The organism is Ruegeria sp. CH8 (assembly GCF_056536985.1).
This window is the reverse complement of the sequence record NZ_JBQFQR010000019.1, coordinates 1-15,049: the sequence shown is the minus strand read 5'-3', so window position 1 is coordinate 15,049 and position 15,049 is coordinate 1. Positions and strand designations below refer to the sequence as shown.

The 15,049-nt window shown below is 52.8% G+C and carries 10 protein-coding genes; 6 read left to right on the top strand and 4 right to left on the bottom strand.

Going from position 1 to position 15,049, the window contains the following annotated elements; genetic code table 11:
- Positions 1-272: 272 nt before the first annotated feature.
- Positions 273-2,072 carry an amidohydrolase gene (locus ACR0ER_RS19210; protein WP_480770326.1) on the bottom strand — a complete coding sequence of 600 codons (1,800 nt, stop codon included), beginning with the start codon at positions 2,070-2,072 and terminating at the stop codon, positions 273-275.
- Between the two features lie 400 nt (positions 2,073-2,472).
- On the bottom strand, positions 2,473-3,348 hold the full coding sequence (locus ACR0ER_RS19205) for a LysR substrate-binding domain-containing protein (RefSeq protein ID WP_480770325.1): 876 nt from the start codon (positions 3,346-3,348) through the stop codon (positions 2,473-2,475).
- A gap of 121 nt (positions 3,349-3,469) precedes the next feature.
- Here ACR0ER_RS19205 and ACR0ER_RS19200 point away from each other — a divergent pair, with 121 nt between their 5' ends.
- The 5 genes from ACR0ER_RS19200 (at position 3,470) to ACR0ER_RS19180 (ending at position 10,348) form a co-directional block, all read left to right on the top strand.
- The gene (locus ACR0ER_RS19200; RefSeq protein ID WP_480770324.1) at positions 3,470-4,219 is read left to right on the top strand and encodes an SDR family oxidoreductase; all 750 of its coding nucleotides are present in this window, start codon (positions 3,470-3,472) and stop codon (positions 4,217-4,219) included.
- Positions 4,220-4,234: 15 nt separating this feature from the next.
- On the top strand, positions 4,235-4,627 hold the full coding sequence (locus ACR0ER_RS19195; protein ID WP_480770323.1) for an ectoine synthase: 393 nt from the start codon (positions 4,235-4,237) through the stop codon (positions 4,625-4,627).
- 304 nt (positions 4,628-4,931) lie between these two features.
- Positions 4,932-8,531, top strand: a complete 3,600-nt coding sequence (locus ACR0ER_RS19190) for an adenylate/guanylate cyclase domain-containing protein (RefSeq protein ID WP_480770322.1) — start codon at positions 4,932-4,934, stop codon at positions 8,529-8,531.
- 26 nt (positions 8,532-8,557) lie between these two features.
- Positions 8,558-8,815, top strand: coding sequence for a DUF4242 domain-containing protein (locus tag ACR0ER_RS19185; RefSeq protein WP_058283661.1), 258 nt, complete (start codon positions 8,558-8,560; stop codon positions 8,813-8,815).
- Positions 8,816-8,932: 117 nt separating this feature from the next.
- On the top strand, positions 8,933-10,348 hold the full coding sequence (locus ACR0ER_RS19180; protein ID WP_480770321.1) for an FAD-binding oxidoreductase: 1,416 nt from the start codon (positions 8,933-8,935) through the stop codon (positions 10,346-10,348).
- Positions 10,349-10,636: 288 nt separating this feature from the next.
- Here ACR0ER_RS19180 and ACR0ER_RS19175 read toward each other — a convergent pair whose 3' ends face one another.
- Complete coding sequence (locus ACR0ER_RS19175) at positions 10,637-11,947, bottom strand: aminotransferase class I/II-fold pyridoxal phosphate-dependent enzyme (RefSeq protein ID WP_480770320.1); 1,311 nt, start codon at positions 11,945-11,947, stop codon at positions 10,637-10,639.
- A gap of 100 nt (positions 11,948-12,047) precedes the next feature.
- Between ACR0ER_RS19175 and ACR0ER_RS19170 the strand changes: the two genes are divergently transcribed.
- Positions 12,048-12,917 (top strand): LysR family transcriptional regulator, encoded by an 870-nt coding sequence (locus ACR0ER_RS19170; protein ID WP_480770319.1) that lies wholly within the window; start codon positions 12,048-12,050, stop codon positions 12,915-12,917.
- A 222-nt stretch (positions 12,918-13,139) separates the two neighbouring features.
- Here ACR0ER_RS19170 and ACR0ER_RS19165 read toward each other — a convergent pair whose 3' ends face one another.
- Entirely contained in the window at positions 13,140-14,813 is a 1,674-nt protein-coding gene (locus tag ACR0ER_RS19165) for an alkaline phosphatase family protein (protein WP_480770318.1), read from the bottom strand.
- Positions 14,814-15,049 lie beyond the last annotated feature (236 nt).

Genomic DNA, 15,049 nt, shown 5'->3' with positions numbered 1-15,049 from the left:
AATGACGGCTGTGTGGCCTTTCCGGTCAATCCGAAAGTCGCCGGATGCAACTGTGAGCGGATGGTTAAAAATTCCTAGTAGAGACTTCGTTGCCCTGCTTACGCTTCCTAGTAATGCCTACCGACGCTGCGCAATGCACAAGTGGCGGCAATGCGCAGAAAGCAGGCTTTGCATAGTTGAAGGCCTGCCCTGTAGCACCAATTTGTGCAGGCGCACGTTGTCGCCGAGTTGAGCCTTGGGGCTAGCGAGTTGTATTTCACAGCTCAAAAACGTTATTTGGCCTCAAAAACCATTTCGCCTTCGACAAACGTCTTTAATATTTGCGCCTCACTCACTTCCGCGATCGGTATTTCAAAGAGGTTGCGGTCAAGCACAATGAAATCGGCAAGCTTGCCGGTTTCGATTGAGCCAAGCTCCTCGTCCGCAAAATCCAGGTATGCGGAGTTGATTGTTCGGGCATCAATTGCCTGCTTTAACGTGATCGCTTGGCCCGCCGCGGGATCGGGTGGACTCGTGTCGGCCACAGGATCGATACGAGTCACAGCCGCCTCTATCGATGCCAATGGGGTTTGCATGAACAGCGGACCATCAGAAGCGATAACGACCCGTCCTCCGACATCAGCCACAGAGCGCATTGGGAAAACCCTCTGCGCGCGTTCCGGGCCAACCACGCGGTTGACGACGTCGTTGTGAGAGTTCGAAAACCATAGTACGGGCGAGAAATCCGGCGTCAGATCGAGCTCCACCAGTCTAGGCATGTCTTCTTCGGATATGAAAAACGAGTGGGCAAGCTGGTAGCGGCCTTTCAACTCACCCATTTGATCACGTGCGATTTCTATTGCGTCCAAAACAAGTCGAGCACCGCGGTCACCCACAGTGTGGAAGACCATGCCTTTCATGTCTTGTTCTTCAAACCGAATTATGTCGGCCACAAGTTCCTCTTGGGTGAAGAAGATCAGCCCATAGTCGCCCTGACCAGAAGTAAGAGGATCATACTGTGAACCCGCGTCAGATTGTGACTGATCCACTTCCGAGTCGTTCGTCAGGAAAGGTTCCAGCATGGCACCGGTCTCAGTCGGGATGCCATCTATATTGACCTTAACAAAGGTTGGGTCGAGCCGTGGCGCGATAAAGTCTTGAAACCTATCAATTGCAGCGCGTTGATCTTCCACGGATTGATATGCTCGCGTCGGAGAACCGTAGGTCCACGCGACACTAACCCTGATCGGAAGACCTTCGGATGTGGCAAGCTGATGTAGTGCCTGCACATTAATCAATTCGCTATGCATGTTTCTGGCAGATGTCACCCCCATTGAGGCAAGCAAGTGTAACACGGCCCTTGCGCCGTCCACGTGAGTTTCGAGTTCCAGCCCCCGTAGAAATGGCATCGCGTAAAGACCCATCGCGGCCTCTTTCATGTAGCCTGTTGCTTCTCCGGTTTCAGGGTCCCGCACAATGATCCCGTTCCGTGGGTCCGGCGTATCGGCATCAATGCCGCTATTGATCATCGCCGGTGTATTCAGCACAGCCTCATGCCCTGTTGCGGTGATAATGTAGACGGGAATGTCAGAGACTGCCTCATCAAGCCAGGCAGTGGTCGGTTCTCCATCAAACAGCTCGTTGGCCAATCCAGCTCCAAAAAGATATTCGAGATTTGGTCGCGCAGCTACAAAATCGCGAATTAGCTCCGCTGCTGCGTCCGGGCCGGCATCGCCGGGGAGTTGGATCGTCTCGTCAGACAATGCCGCGGCGACATACCAATTGCGGAGATGAACATGGATGTCATACAGGCCGGGCAACACCATCGCACCCGAAAGGTCGATCGTTTCAGTCTCGTTCCTGGCCAGTGCAGCAACTTCTTCTGCTGAACCGACAGCAATGAAACGTCCGTCCTCAATGGCAAACGCCTCAGCCCATTCTTGATCAGGATTTACCGTATAGACCTGCGCATTGGTGTATACGGTGTCGGCGGTTTGCGCCTGTACTGCCATCGCTGCAAGAGCGATTGATGCAACGGACGCTGTAAGGAAGCCAACAGAAAAGGTCATGGGTTCGATCCATTCATTGTACAAGCCCAGTTCCTCGCCACCTCAAGGATTGGCTGAACGGGTCCTTCTAGCAAGCTTCCAAGCAATATACGTGCGCCCATCTGATGCACAACGTTGAGTATCTTGATACCACTAGCAATTTAAGAAACTTCAATTCATCTCTGGAATTTAAACTTGCTTTGTCTGCAAGTAGGTCCTTCGGTTCTGGGTCGTCGAAGGTCAGCTTTCCTCAATCTGACCGCGTTATTCTGCTTCTGCTTCGAACTGAGAGCAGAACTTAAACAGATAGTGTTTAATGGCAGCAAGGTCCTCATAGCCGTCTTTAATGCACTTCACAGCGAACGACCGCTTTGCGGACAAAGCCGACTTCTGAATAACGTGGTCTAATGACCGCTCTCTCGAACCTTCGATTAAGGCACACAGCTTAAATCGACATGAGCCATTTTTTAAATATCCTTACTGTGACCCGCTCTTGATCACCCGGACGACAGACGAAGTAGAGTCCGCGATCCAATGGAGCACGGGTTTCATCCAGACGGATCAACCGGCCAAGTTCCAAGTCCCTAGCTGCCAAAAGATGTCTCGCCAATGCCACGCCTTGCCCGTCAATCGCGGCCTCCAACAGAACAGCACTGTCGACGTACTTGATGTTCTGCGCGTTGATCCGATCAGAGCTCAAACCAACTTGCGCGGCCCAAATTTCCCAGCCGACGTTAAAGGTGTCGTGCAAAAGTGGAAGACTAGCCACGTCCTCGGCCCGCATTGGCAGCCGGGTTTGATCAACAAGAGACGGCGCAGCTACGACAACCAGTTCCTCTTGCCTTATTTGCTCATGATACAGCCCGTCCCAGCCGGGCTCGCCAAAGCGCAGGGCGACATCAACTTCGGATGCATCGAAATCTACAAAGGCATCATTCGTGTCCAGCAACAATGTGATACCCGGATGTTCTTGCTGAAACGAGCTGAGTAACGGCACAAACCATTTGAGCGCAAGCGATGTTGACAAAGACACCGTAATCGACTGGCGGTGATGTAGTCGCTTCACCTCCATCACGCCCAGCTGCAATGCCGAAAATGCCCCGCGAGTTGATTGATGCAGGCGTTCCCCGGCCTTGGTCAGTTCAACGCCATTTGGTCGGCGGTGAAAGAGCGTCACACCAAGATGCAGTTCCAGCAACTTGATTTGTCGACTGATCGCCCCGTGGGTGACGTTCAGAACATCCGCTGCCCTGCTCAGGCTGGAGTGGGTAGCGGTCGCGTCAAAAGCCTGAAGGGCGCGAAGGTGTCTGAGGTTCTCCATAATGTGAGGAAATCTATCAGCATTGTTCAATAAACTCGATAGGAATACCTAATTCCAACAAGATACACTGCTATCGACGCAAAAATTCTCACATACTATGCATCTGAAGAAAGGGGATTCCATGCCCGATACCAAAGTTGCGCTGATGACAGGTACAGGACAAGGCATTGGCCGAGGTTGCGCCATTGAAATGGCAAAGGCGGGTTACAAAGTTTCGCTGATGTCCCCGTCAAACCGGTCTATTGAACTGGCCGAGGAGCTTGGGGGCATTGGACGTCGTGGCTCTGTTTTAGATGTCGACGATCTCCAAAAGATGATCGACGACACCATGAGCAAATATGGGCGGATTGATGCAATCGTCAGCAATATGGGCCACGGAGGCACGGTACCAGAAGCCATCAAAACGGTAGGGTTTGATCCCGACTTTGATGGGCCGCTTTTGGAACTCAGCGACGCGTTGTGGCACGAAAGTCTGGATATGTACGTGCTGAACGTTGTCAAGATCGCCCGCATTGTCACGCACATATTGATCGAACAGGGCGGGGGTGCTTTCGTAAACATTTCGTCCATGAACACAATCGAGCCGCGTGCGCCCTATCCCATGAGCATGCTGCGTGGCGCGCTGCACAGTTTCTCAAAGCTTTATGGGGATCGCTATGCACGGCACAATATACGCATGAACAACCTGCTGCCCGGGTTCTGCGAAAACGTAAACCTATCCGAACAGGCCCGCCGGGAAATCCCAGCTCAGCGGCCTGCAACGTTCGAAGAAATCGGGCAAGCCTGCGTATTTCTCGCCAGCGATGGAGCCCGGTACATTAACGGTCAGAGCATCCTGGCCGATGGCGGGATGAACCGCGCGGTACGATAGCAAAGAGGCGCTAAAATGATTGTTGCGGAACTCAAAGATATCCTTGGCACAGATCGGGACGTTTCCGGGCCGGGTTGGAACAGCAGAAGACTGCTGCTCGCGTCGGATGGGATGGGATTCTCGCTGACGGATACGATCATCAAAAAAGGCGCAGTGCTGGAGCTGAAATATTCCCATCATTTGGAGGCGTGTTACTGCATCGAGGGCAAGGGGCAGATCAGAGCGTTTGAAGATGAAACCTGGCATTCCCTTGAACCATTCTCCCTCTATGCCTTAGACCAAAATGACCGGCACTTGGTGCGTGCAACAGAGGCTGACCTTCGGCTTGTCTGCGTATTCAATCCACCGCTCAGCGGGCGCGAAGTACACCGCGAAGACGGAAGTTATGCACCAGTTACATCCGTTTGAGCACGGTGATGTGTCGCGCAAACCGGCCGTTCATGAAGAGCGCAGCATCTGGAAAATTGGGCTCAAAGCTGTCGTTAGCTACAGCATGCATCAAAGTCCGCAACGCGGACAAAGTCGCCTTTAAGGCAAAACATCAAACGCGTGCAGCTAATTAGCCAGTCGTGTAAATCTAGAACGCGGTGGCAAGAGCCGGAGTTGTAGAGTGACCTGAAGAAAAATGAAAGCAGACGCCATTCATTGAATAGTCAGTTCATTTTGAAAGCGTTTTCTTGATTAGTGTCGCGTATCTCAGCATGATCCAAAGATGTCGGCTGGAATAGACAATTGGTTAAACGATCTCGACCTGGGTCAGTACGCAGATGTTTTTGCAGAAAACGATATCGATGCGCGTGTTCTGCCACTACTATCTGGCGACGACTTAAAAGAGCTCGGAGTAAGCCTTGGTCATCGCAAAATCATTCTTGCCGCAATTCACGAGCTAGTCGACCAACAGAACGCAACCTCCCCGTCACAAGCGGCTCGTGAACAAACGCCCGAAGGCGAACAAGCGCCCACCTCAGACAATTCACAAAGTGATGATCTGCGCAAACAAAAGCATGTTGAACCGCCTATTGCAGAGAGGCGTCATGTAACTGTTGTGTTTGCCGATCTTGTAGGTTCGACTGAACTTACCAATCGCTTTGATCCCGAAGACATGCGGGACTTGCTACAGAACTACCAAGATGCCGTTGCAGGAGCCGTAAGCCGATATGGTGGCTACGTTGCAAAGTACTTGGGCGATGGTCTTCTCGTGTTTTTCGGATGGCCGCGGGCTTATGAAGATCACGCAATTCGGGCGGTAAAAGCCAGTCTTGAGTCTGCTCAACGTGTTAAAGAAATCAAAACGCCTGACGGAGAGCCTTTGTCAGTTAGACTGGGAGTTGCGAGCGGTGATGTTGTGGTCGGCGATACCATTGGCGAAAACACTTATGAAGAGGGGGCTATGACTGGTCCGGTCGTCAACCTTGCAGCGCGAATTCAAGAACATGCAGAGCCAAACTCAGTCGTTTTGTCAGTTGAGGAAACCGAGACAGCTTTGCATCGGATATTCGAGTTTAAATCTCTTGGGCAGGCTGAGTTAAAGGGGTTTGCTAAACCACGTATTCTGCAGAAAGTGGTGTCGGAACGCAGCGCGGAAAGCCGGTTTCGCGCCTCACATCGAGACGATGTAGACAGCGTCATGATTGGCCGGGACTACGAAAAGGGTATCCTACTGCAATCATGGCAACGTGCTCAAAATGGTCACGGAGATGTTGTGCTGCTCTCCGGTGAAGCCGGGATTGGAAAATCCCGGCTTACAGAGGAAATCCTTGCAGAAATCACCGAGAACGACCAAGTCGATGTCATAAGGCTGAACTGTTCCCCCTATCTCAGCAGCAGCCCATTTCATCCGGTGGCCCAACGAATATCCCAGGATGCGGGTGTTGAACCGGACTTTGATGACAATATGATCCTTGAGCATGTCAGAAAGATGCTTGAAGGACGGCCAGGGTTGGACTGGGAACAAGTTCTGCCTGTCTTTGCAGCGTTGGTCGCACCTCGTAGTGCCCTCGCCCAAAAGGTGCTCGAGATGTCACCGCAGGAGCAGCGCGACATAACAATCCAAACATTGATCCACACGGTGCAGGTGCGGTCAAGCGTTCGTCCGGTTATGCTGTGCGTAGAAGATGCTCATTGGATCGATCCTTCCACACAAGCATTGTTGGAGCGGTTTAAGTCGATATGCACCGATCTTCCTCTGATGATCTTGATAACCCACAGACCCGGGTGGGAATTGGCCCGTGATGATGGGGACACACACGTTCAGTCTCTGGTTTTGCGCCGTTTCGATTCTGCGCATGTCTCAAACCTTGTCGAAAATATTACAGGCAAGAGACCGGACGAAGCTCTGATCTCTACAATAGTTGAAAAAACCGATGGGGTTCCTTTGTTCGTGGAAGAAGTGACCCGAGCCATTGTCGAATCCGGCGAGCAGGGGCAAGGCTACATACCATCGTCATTGAAAGGCGCGTTGATGGCGCGGCTCGACGCAGTTTCGCCAGAGGCAAAACAGGTCGCCCTTACTGGTTCGGTTATTGGCCGGGAGTTTGAGCCGGTCATACTATGTGCCGCGAAAGGCCTTGAAGAATCTGATATCAACAAATGCCTCGAAGAGCTTTCGCGAACAGGTTTGATCTTTGAAAGCGGGCACAATCGCGGGCACTTCGTTTTCCGCCATGCCCTTATTCGCGATACCGCCTATCAATCCATGTTGAGTTCAACTCGGAGACAACAGCACGCAGACGTGGCGCGTGCTTTGATGCGGATAAGGTCATCTGAGATTGAGCGCCGCCCTGAACTGATCGCGCGCCACCTTTCTGAGGCTGAGGACTGGAGTGCCGCGTTTGAAAAATGGCAGGTTGCGACAGAAATGGCGTTGGTGCGATCCGCGAGCCAAGAAGCGATGACGAATGCCAAGGAAACTTTAAGAGCTGCCGAAAAACTTGGCTCAGACACCAATACAGAATTGATCAAAGGCAAGATTCTGGTCGGCCGGAGCCATGACAGTCTGGGCCAATTGCCAGAAGGGATAACAGTTCTGAAGGACGCTTCCAACGCGGCCCGGGCTGTGCGCAACGTGGAGCTAGCGGCTGACGCGGCCAATCACTTCGCTGACTCTTGCATGATGTCCAGCGAAAGGCACAGCGAGGCGATCGAACTCTGTGATAAAGCGCTGAAAGATTTGCCCGATGATGATGAAATCCGTCGGTGCAGATTGATGAGCCAACTTGCGCGCGCCCATATGTTTGTAGGTCAGTTTTCTGAAGGTGCCCGCTTCGGCCAGCAATCCATGGAACTGGCCGCAAAATTGGGCGACTATAAATCCCAGTTCTCAGTAATGATGATGCATTTTGGGGCACCCTTTGTTGCGCGTAAGGGAAGAGAAACCCGCCATTGGCGCGAAAATCTGGAGGCTATGCGTGGTGTGGCCGAGCATCTTGGCAGTATCGATCAGGGACGAGACCGGACTCTCAGCTTGTTTGTAGGTGCAGAGATGGCAGACCGTGAGTTGATGGACCATTCTCTGGGCTTGCTCACCGAGATTTCGGAAAAGGACAATCATTTGCAACTCTACTGGGTTCAGAAACACGCAGAGGCCATGGTTGCAATTATGGACGGCGATTTTGGCCAAGCGGAAAAACACGCCACCGAGGCCGTGAAGATCGGTCGAAAGACCCATGGGGAGCATGTTGAGGGCGTCTACGGGGTTCAGATGTTCACTATCCGCCGCGAGCAAAACCGGCTGCACGAGGTCGCGCCTGTGATCAAGAAATTGATGACGGACAGTCCCGAAGACATTTCGTGGAGACCAGGATTTGGCCTTATCGCGGCCGAGCTCGGATATAAGGAACCCGCTGAACGAATACTGAATGAAATGGCCGACAATGGCTTCGATCTTCCACTCGACGCTATGTATTCAACGACCTTATCTTATCTGACTGACATATGTGTCGCCATTGAACATCAGGAACATGCCAAGACGCTCTATGATTTACTGGCTCCGTACGAAGAACTGACGATTACTGCAGGGGCAACGACGGTGTGCGCAGGTGCGGCGGCGCGACGCCTCGGCAGTTTGGGCACGGTTTTGAAAGACTGGGATGCTGCTGAGATGATGTTCCAGAAGGCTATAGAAATTGACACTCGCATGAAATGCCCACCCTGGATCGCTCACAGCAAGGCAGCTTATGCATCCGCATTGAGGCGAAGGGGACGCCCGAAGGATGTGGAACAGGCGTTTCAACTGGAAGGGGAAGCGTTGGCAATTTCGCAAGATTTGGGTATGGTTTCCCTGAAGTCAAAGCTCGAAGGAGTAGCGAGTTAAGGCACTTGAATTATTTGGGGGACTTTATGCCTAGGTACATAATTGAACGAAACTTTGCCGAGCAACTAAACGTCAGCGATGACGACAAAATTCACATCAAAGAAATCAATGACGAAGTCGGCGTTGAATGGATATTTTCATTTCTTAGTGCAGATAAGCGCAAAACATACTGCTTGTACGAAGCCCCTGATGAGGAGAGCCTCAGGAAGGCGGCTGAGCGCCTGAATATTCCTGCCGATGTCATAACACCCGTGGATCGGATTGATCCGGCAATATTCGCCTGACCAGCAGCCATTTTTTCCCAACTCAATGAAACGACTTCGCGAGACAACGCGACGGAAATAGCAATTAGCTGAGGCAGCCCTGCAAGAAGCCTGACCTGATTATTGGGAGGCTTACGCATGTTTGACCTGAAAACACTCGACGGAAGTACAGCTATTGTGCATCAAGACACCTTGGACGCTCTTGATGCATCACTTCGCGGCGGGGTCTACCAGAAAGGCACCCCGGAATACGAAGACGCAAGAACAACGTGGAACAGCATGTTCGAACGTTACCCAGGTTTCGTGATCCGCGCTCTGGGGGCAAGCGATGTGCAGACGGCAGTGAATTTCGTACGAGACACCGACCTCGTTATGTCAGTTCGGTCAGGTGGGCATCAGATTGCTGGGCACGCTGTCGCAGATGAAACTGTGATGCTCGATCTGTCCCAGATGCGATCTGTTCACGTCGACCCTGTCAACAAGACCGCTCGGGTTGCGCCGGGAGCACTGCTCGGAGACGTAGATCGCGAAACTCAAGCACATGGACTTGTTGTTCCCGTTGGCATCAATTCGACCACGGGCATCGCAGGTCTTACCCTTGGCGGCGGCTTTGGATGGACCACCCGGAAATTTGGCATGACGATCGACAACCTGCTCTCAGCCGAAGTCGTGACTGCGGACGGAGCCATTGTAACCGCATCCCCTACAAGCCACCCGGAACTTTTCTGGGCTATCCGCGGTGGGGGAGGGAACTTCGGTGTCGTGACCTCATTTGAATTCCAACTGCATGGGCTAGGACCCGATGTCCTGTCTGGCCTCATTGTTCATCCGATAGAAAATGCGCCAGAGCTCCTCGCTGAATTTGCTAAGATTGCTGACAATTCCCCGGACGAGCTGACCGTCTGGAGCGTGATGCGAAAAGCGCCCCCTCTACCGTTCCTGCCAGCTGAGTGGCATGGGCGAGAGGTGCTGATCTTTGCAGCCTGCTATAGCGGGCCGATGGAAGAAGGTGAAAAAGCTATGGCGGCACTACGCGCGCTAGGTGAACCAATCGCCGATGTGATATCTCCCCACAATTTCGTTGACTGGCAGGCCGCCTTTGATCCTTTGTTGACGCCAGGCGCCAGGAATTACTGGAAGAGCCATGATTTCGATGCGCTTTCTTCGGATGCAATCTCAGGACTCTTGGAAGCGATTTCCAGCCTTCCTGACCCGGCGTGTGAAGTTTTTATTGCCCATGTGGGCGGAGCAATGGCGCGCGTCGAGGCAAGTTCAACCGCTTATCCCCAAAGATCTGCTCACTTCATCATGAATGTTCACACGCGTTGGGAGGATCCCAGCAAGGATGCCGATTGTATTGCTTGGGCGCGAGATCTTTACGACCAGATGCAACCGCACGCGACCGGAAGTGCGTATGTCAACTTTATGCCCGAAGACGAAGCGGACCACATGGCAGGTGCATATGGTGACAACGGTGAGAAGCTTTCTAGGATCAAGGGCACATACGACCCCACCAACTTGTTCAGGGTAAACCACAATATCTTGCCTGCGTGATGAAATCCTGAACTGCATAAATTGATCCAGATTGATCTTGATTGTTTTGCTTTGGCGTCACGCCGCATTTCTCGTTGGCTAGTTTTCAGGCCAAGTGGAGAATCCAAGCGACGATCGCGCTGGTGATCATGCACCCAATGGGTTGTGGTTTCCGTAGATACGGCCAAGAAATTCAATAGGCGTATGTGTCCGCTTTGGGCTCAAAGCTGTCGTTAGCTGCAGCATGCATCAAAGTCCGCAATGCGGGACGAAGCGGTCATCCATTCTCCTGCGGCGACTATAACATTTCTACCCGTGAACGAAGTGCACGATCGCAAAGTGACGGCGCCAGTCCGCCACTTCGGCGGCGATATCGTCGCCCTTAAGACCGCGCGCAATCAGGGAAGCCAGTCTATCGGCGTGATCAGACGTCATGCCCCATCTCACTAACTCAGGCGTACCGATGCGCAGACCATTCATGTCACCTTCGATTTCAGGTACTGGCAGGCCAATACCGCAAGCTAAGAACCCTGCTTTGCGCAGGGTCCTGGATGCAGCCTGTCCACCGCCAAACCCTTCTGCCAGAACGGCGAATTGATGAGAGGCAGTAAAGCCCTCGCGCCCGGCAAAGACTGGAACACCTTGCGCATCGAGGCCCTGGGCCATTGCGCGGGACATTGCGATCATCTCGGCAGCGTAGTCCTGTCCATATTCGCGCCAATCAAGCATCGTCACAGCAAGAGCAGCTGACTTTGCGGCGTCGAAGTTTGCCGTCATGCCTGGGAATGCAATGGCATCCAAAGCCTTTGCGATCTCCGCATCGTTTGTGACAATCAGCCCTCCAGCAGGACCGCCGAGGCTTTTGTACGTACTCATTGTCATGAAGTGTGCGCCCTCGACCAAGGGGTTACGCCAAGCTCTTCCCGCGATAATCCCGCATTGGTGCGCGGCGTCGAACATCACTTTGGCACCGACTTCATCTGCAATGGCCCGTACTTCTTGGACCGGGTGCTCAAAAAGGTTGAGACTGCCGCCTATCGTGATCAATTTGGGGCGCTCCCTTCGCACAAGTGCGCGTAATTGGTCGAGATCGACGGTGTAGCCATCGGCATCGGTTGGTGCATCTATTGTACGCAGACCAAACAAACCGGCGCATCCTGCGATGTGATGAGTTACGTGCCCACCGATCGATGCCGGCGGTGCAATGATTGTATCACCGGCTTGGCAGGTGGCCATGAAGCCATATAGGTTTGCAATCGCGCCAGAAGGCACGCGGATTTCTGCGAACTTTGCGTCGAAAACTCCCGCGCAAAGCTCTGCGGAGATGACCTCGATCTCTTCGATGGCTTCAAGTCCCATCTCATATTTTTCGCCCGGATATCCAAGCGACGGGCGCGAGCCAATTCCTGAAGACAGCAATGCTTCAGCTCTCGGGTTCATTACATTGGTTGCAGGATTTAGGTTGAAGCATTCTTGCTCGTGGATTTCCCGGTTTCGGCTGGCTAAATGCTCAACCCGATCCAGCAGCGCCTTGGATGAGGTGCGTGAAGTTTCGGTCGCGATCTTCTGGACTAGTGCTTCGCTGTCGGCCGGTACCCAGCTTCTCATTTCTGTGGTCATCGCATTTCCCTCCTTGGCTGCACACAGATTGGACAGATTGGAATGACAAGGCAAACCAGTTTTGCTATTTCTGGGCATAGAAAAACTAAGGCAATAATCTATGGTTGTCGCACCACGTCGCCCCAAAGGGCCACCCCTCAATGCTCTGCGTGCCTTCGAGGCTGCGGCGAGGCTAGAAAGTTTCGTTTCCGCGGCCGAGGAGTTGGGCGTCACAGCCGGCGCGGTATCGCAACATATAAAGGCCTTAGAAGGCTGGGCCGGAACTACCTTGTTTGAAAGAGGTGCTCACGGTGTTTCGTTATCCTCCTCAGGTCGCAAGCTAGCAGAAGAGTTCACACAAGCCTTTGATCTTCTTGCGGCGGCGACGCAAAGTTTACGAAACCTAGCACCCAACCCCGAAATCCACATTGCCGCTTTGCCATCTATTGCGCAGCTATGGTTACCAGCGCGATTGGGCAAGCTGCGCGAAAAGCGTCCCGACTTGAATGTCTCGGTGACAGCGATGGAGAGGCCTCCCAGCCTGTCGAGAGAACTATTTGATCTGTCGGTTTTCTTTTCTGTCTCGGCTGAAACACCGGATCAGATCGTGCTTGCGGAAGACGAAATCCTCCCCGTTTGTTCACCAAAGATGGCAGATGGTCTCGATCTGGAGGCCGTACAGTTGCTGCACGATCAGACATGGCAAGAAGACTGGTCCATGTGGTCAGAGGCGGCAGGTGTTTCAGTTGGTGATCCCCTAAGGGGTCCACGATATTCGCTCTACGCCCTTGCCGTTGAAGAAGCGAAGTCGGGCGCGGGGGTGCTTATGGGGCACAGTTGCTTGGTTGAGCAGGCGCTTCAGTCTGGGCAACTCAAGAAAGTTTCATCGGAAAGCATCGGAACTGGTCGCGTGTTGGCCCTCGAGCTTCCACATAGATCGAGACGCCATCCTGCGATCGATGAAGTCATTAGTCTACTTCGAGAAGAATGACGGCAGTCTGACGGATGAGACTTGCCGAGATAGGGAGTGCGCCCGCTTTGGGCTCGAAGTAGACATCGGCTGCACGCGGCGTGAACGACTGCTGCGCGGACAAAGTTGCCGTTCGTTTAAGCCACTTTTAATTTAGCCAAACTCGGGAGATTGGGTCAAAGATCACTGTTTTCTTCAGTAAAGTGTTTAACCGTTGGTCAGTCGACTGAAAGATCAGACCGCTTATGGATCTACAACGCCAATCTCGCTCAATGCTTCACCCGCAGCACTGCTAGGTTGGCTGATACCTAAAATAGTGCTCAGAGTTACGGCCACGTCCACCGTGGAAACAGGGCGGCTCACACGAGTTGGCTTGATATCTGGACCAGCAAAAATGATTGGAGCATGTGTGTCATAGCGCCAAGGCGATCCGTGCATTACCGCAATTGGACCATCCTCAAAGAGAAATGAATAGGGCGTCTGGACAACATAAATGTCGCCTGAGCGTGTTGGGTGATAGTTCCGCCGGATCTGCTCCTCAAGAGTATGTCCTCGCTGTTCAACAAGCGGTTCGGTCGGCATCGCAAGCTCAATGCCCGGTGCCGCCATCAGGTTTTCGGCGATGCGTCGCGCGATTGCGCGCCGGTCGGCTCCTAACGCTTCAATCGCGGCATTGTCCAGATAAACGTAAGGACGAAAAAAGAACTGTATTGCGGATTCCACTCCAAACTCATCGGCGATGACCGAATTCACATCCATCATCAATGCTTCGGTGGAGTTGCGGAATGTCGAAAGCCCGGCTTCGGCCATCTCTTCTGGCGCTTCCGGCATGCCATGATCGGCAGAAAGCACGTAAAGCACATTCTCACGTCCAACCTCTCGATCTATGAACTCAAAGAAATCTGCCAGTGTCTCATCCAAACAGCGCACCATTTCTTCATTTTCTAGGCTGGATGGTCCGAAGAAATGGTTGGTTGCGTCTACACCAGAAAAACTGACGCTTAGGTAGTCGGGCCATTCGTCATCACCAAGCTCTTCCTGTTTGACTATAGTTTTTGCGAAGTCGGCCGTGATCCGGTCCCCATGCGGCGACAATAAGACCTGTGTGTAGTAGAGACCGTCGTCCGGCTTCCCATAGAAATGCGGAAACGTGCGACCGAACGTGCCAAGGTTCGTTACGAAGGCGCGTTCTTTTCTTTCCATTAGGTATGGTGCGTCTGAACACTCCGGCCACCATTCACTTTCGATCTTCGCATCTGCGAGGCGTCTAGAATTCCAATCGAGAACCCAATAAGGATACGCATCGTAGTAAAATGTACTTGTTTCAAATGCTCCTGTAGCCGCCGACAGCCAAAAGGCCTTTCCAGAATGTCCCGCCATTGCAACTGCTGAACGGTCTTTACCAGATACGGAAAAAACTTTTGATCGACCAACATTGGCTTTCACCAGTTCGTCTCCGAACGTCGTTGCCAGCAGGTTGACTGGAGAGCGTCCCGAGGTAGCAGCAGCGGCTTGCGTCGGATCAACTTGGTCGACGTTTCCTTCGAAGCCTGGAGCAGGCAGTAACGGATAGTCCTGGTCTTCAATGTTATATCCCAATCGCTCTTCTGTCCTGTTGAACCAGGCATTGCCGATCATTCCGTGTTCAGAGGGATGGGCTCCTGTAGCGAGGGTCGCGTGACCAACAATGGTTTCCGTGTTGGCGTGACGATGATGAGCGTTGGAATACCAGACGCCGTTTTCTATCAGCCTATTGAAGCCTGAGCCCCCGAAGGCGGCCTGATAGCGAGAGATCAAGTCTCCGCGTAGCCCATCAACTGTGATTTGCACAACAAGTCTGATGTCTTCCGTTGCACTGGCTGCTGTGGCGGAAAGTGACAGAAGGATGGCTGAGGCTAACGCCAGTGATCGCTTCATATTTGACCTCATAGGACTACCCAATGCTCTGAATACCAGCATCTGCGTTCACCGGCTACCGAGGGTCTGTAAATGTGCTATTTAGAGCTTCCGCTTTGGGCTCGGAGCAGTCGTTCGTTGCGCAGTGCATCAGTGGCGGCAGTGCGGACGAAGCAGCCGCTCGGTATCTCGACAGTAATGCCCGGTTCTCGAACTGATATCTATTGGCGCAAGGCTGGGAGGCCAATTCCAGTGCT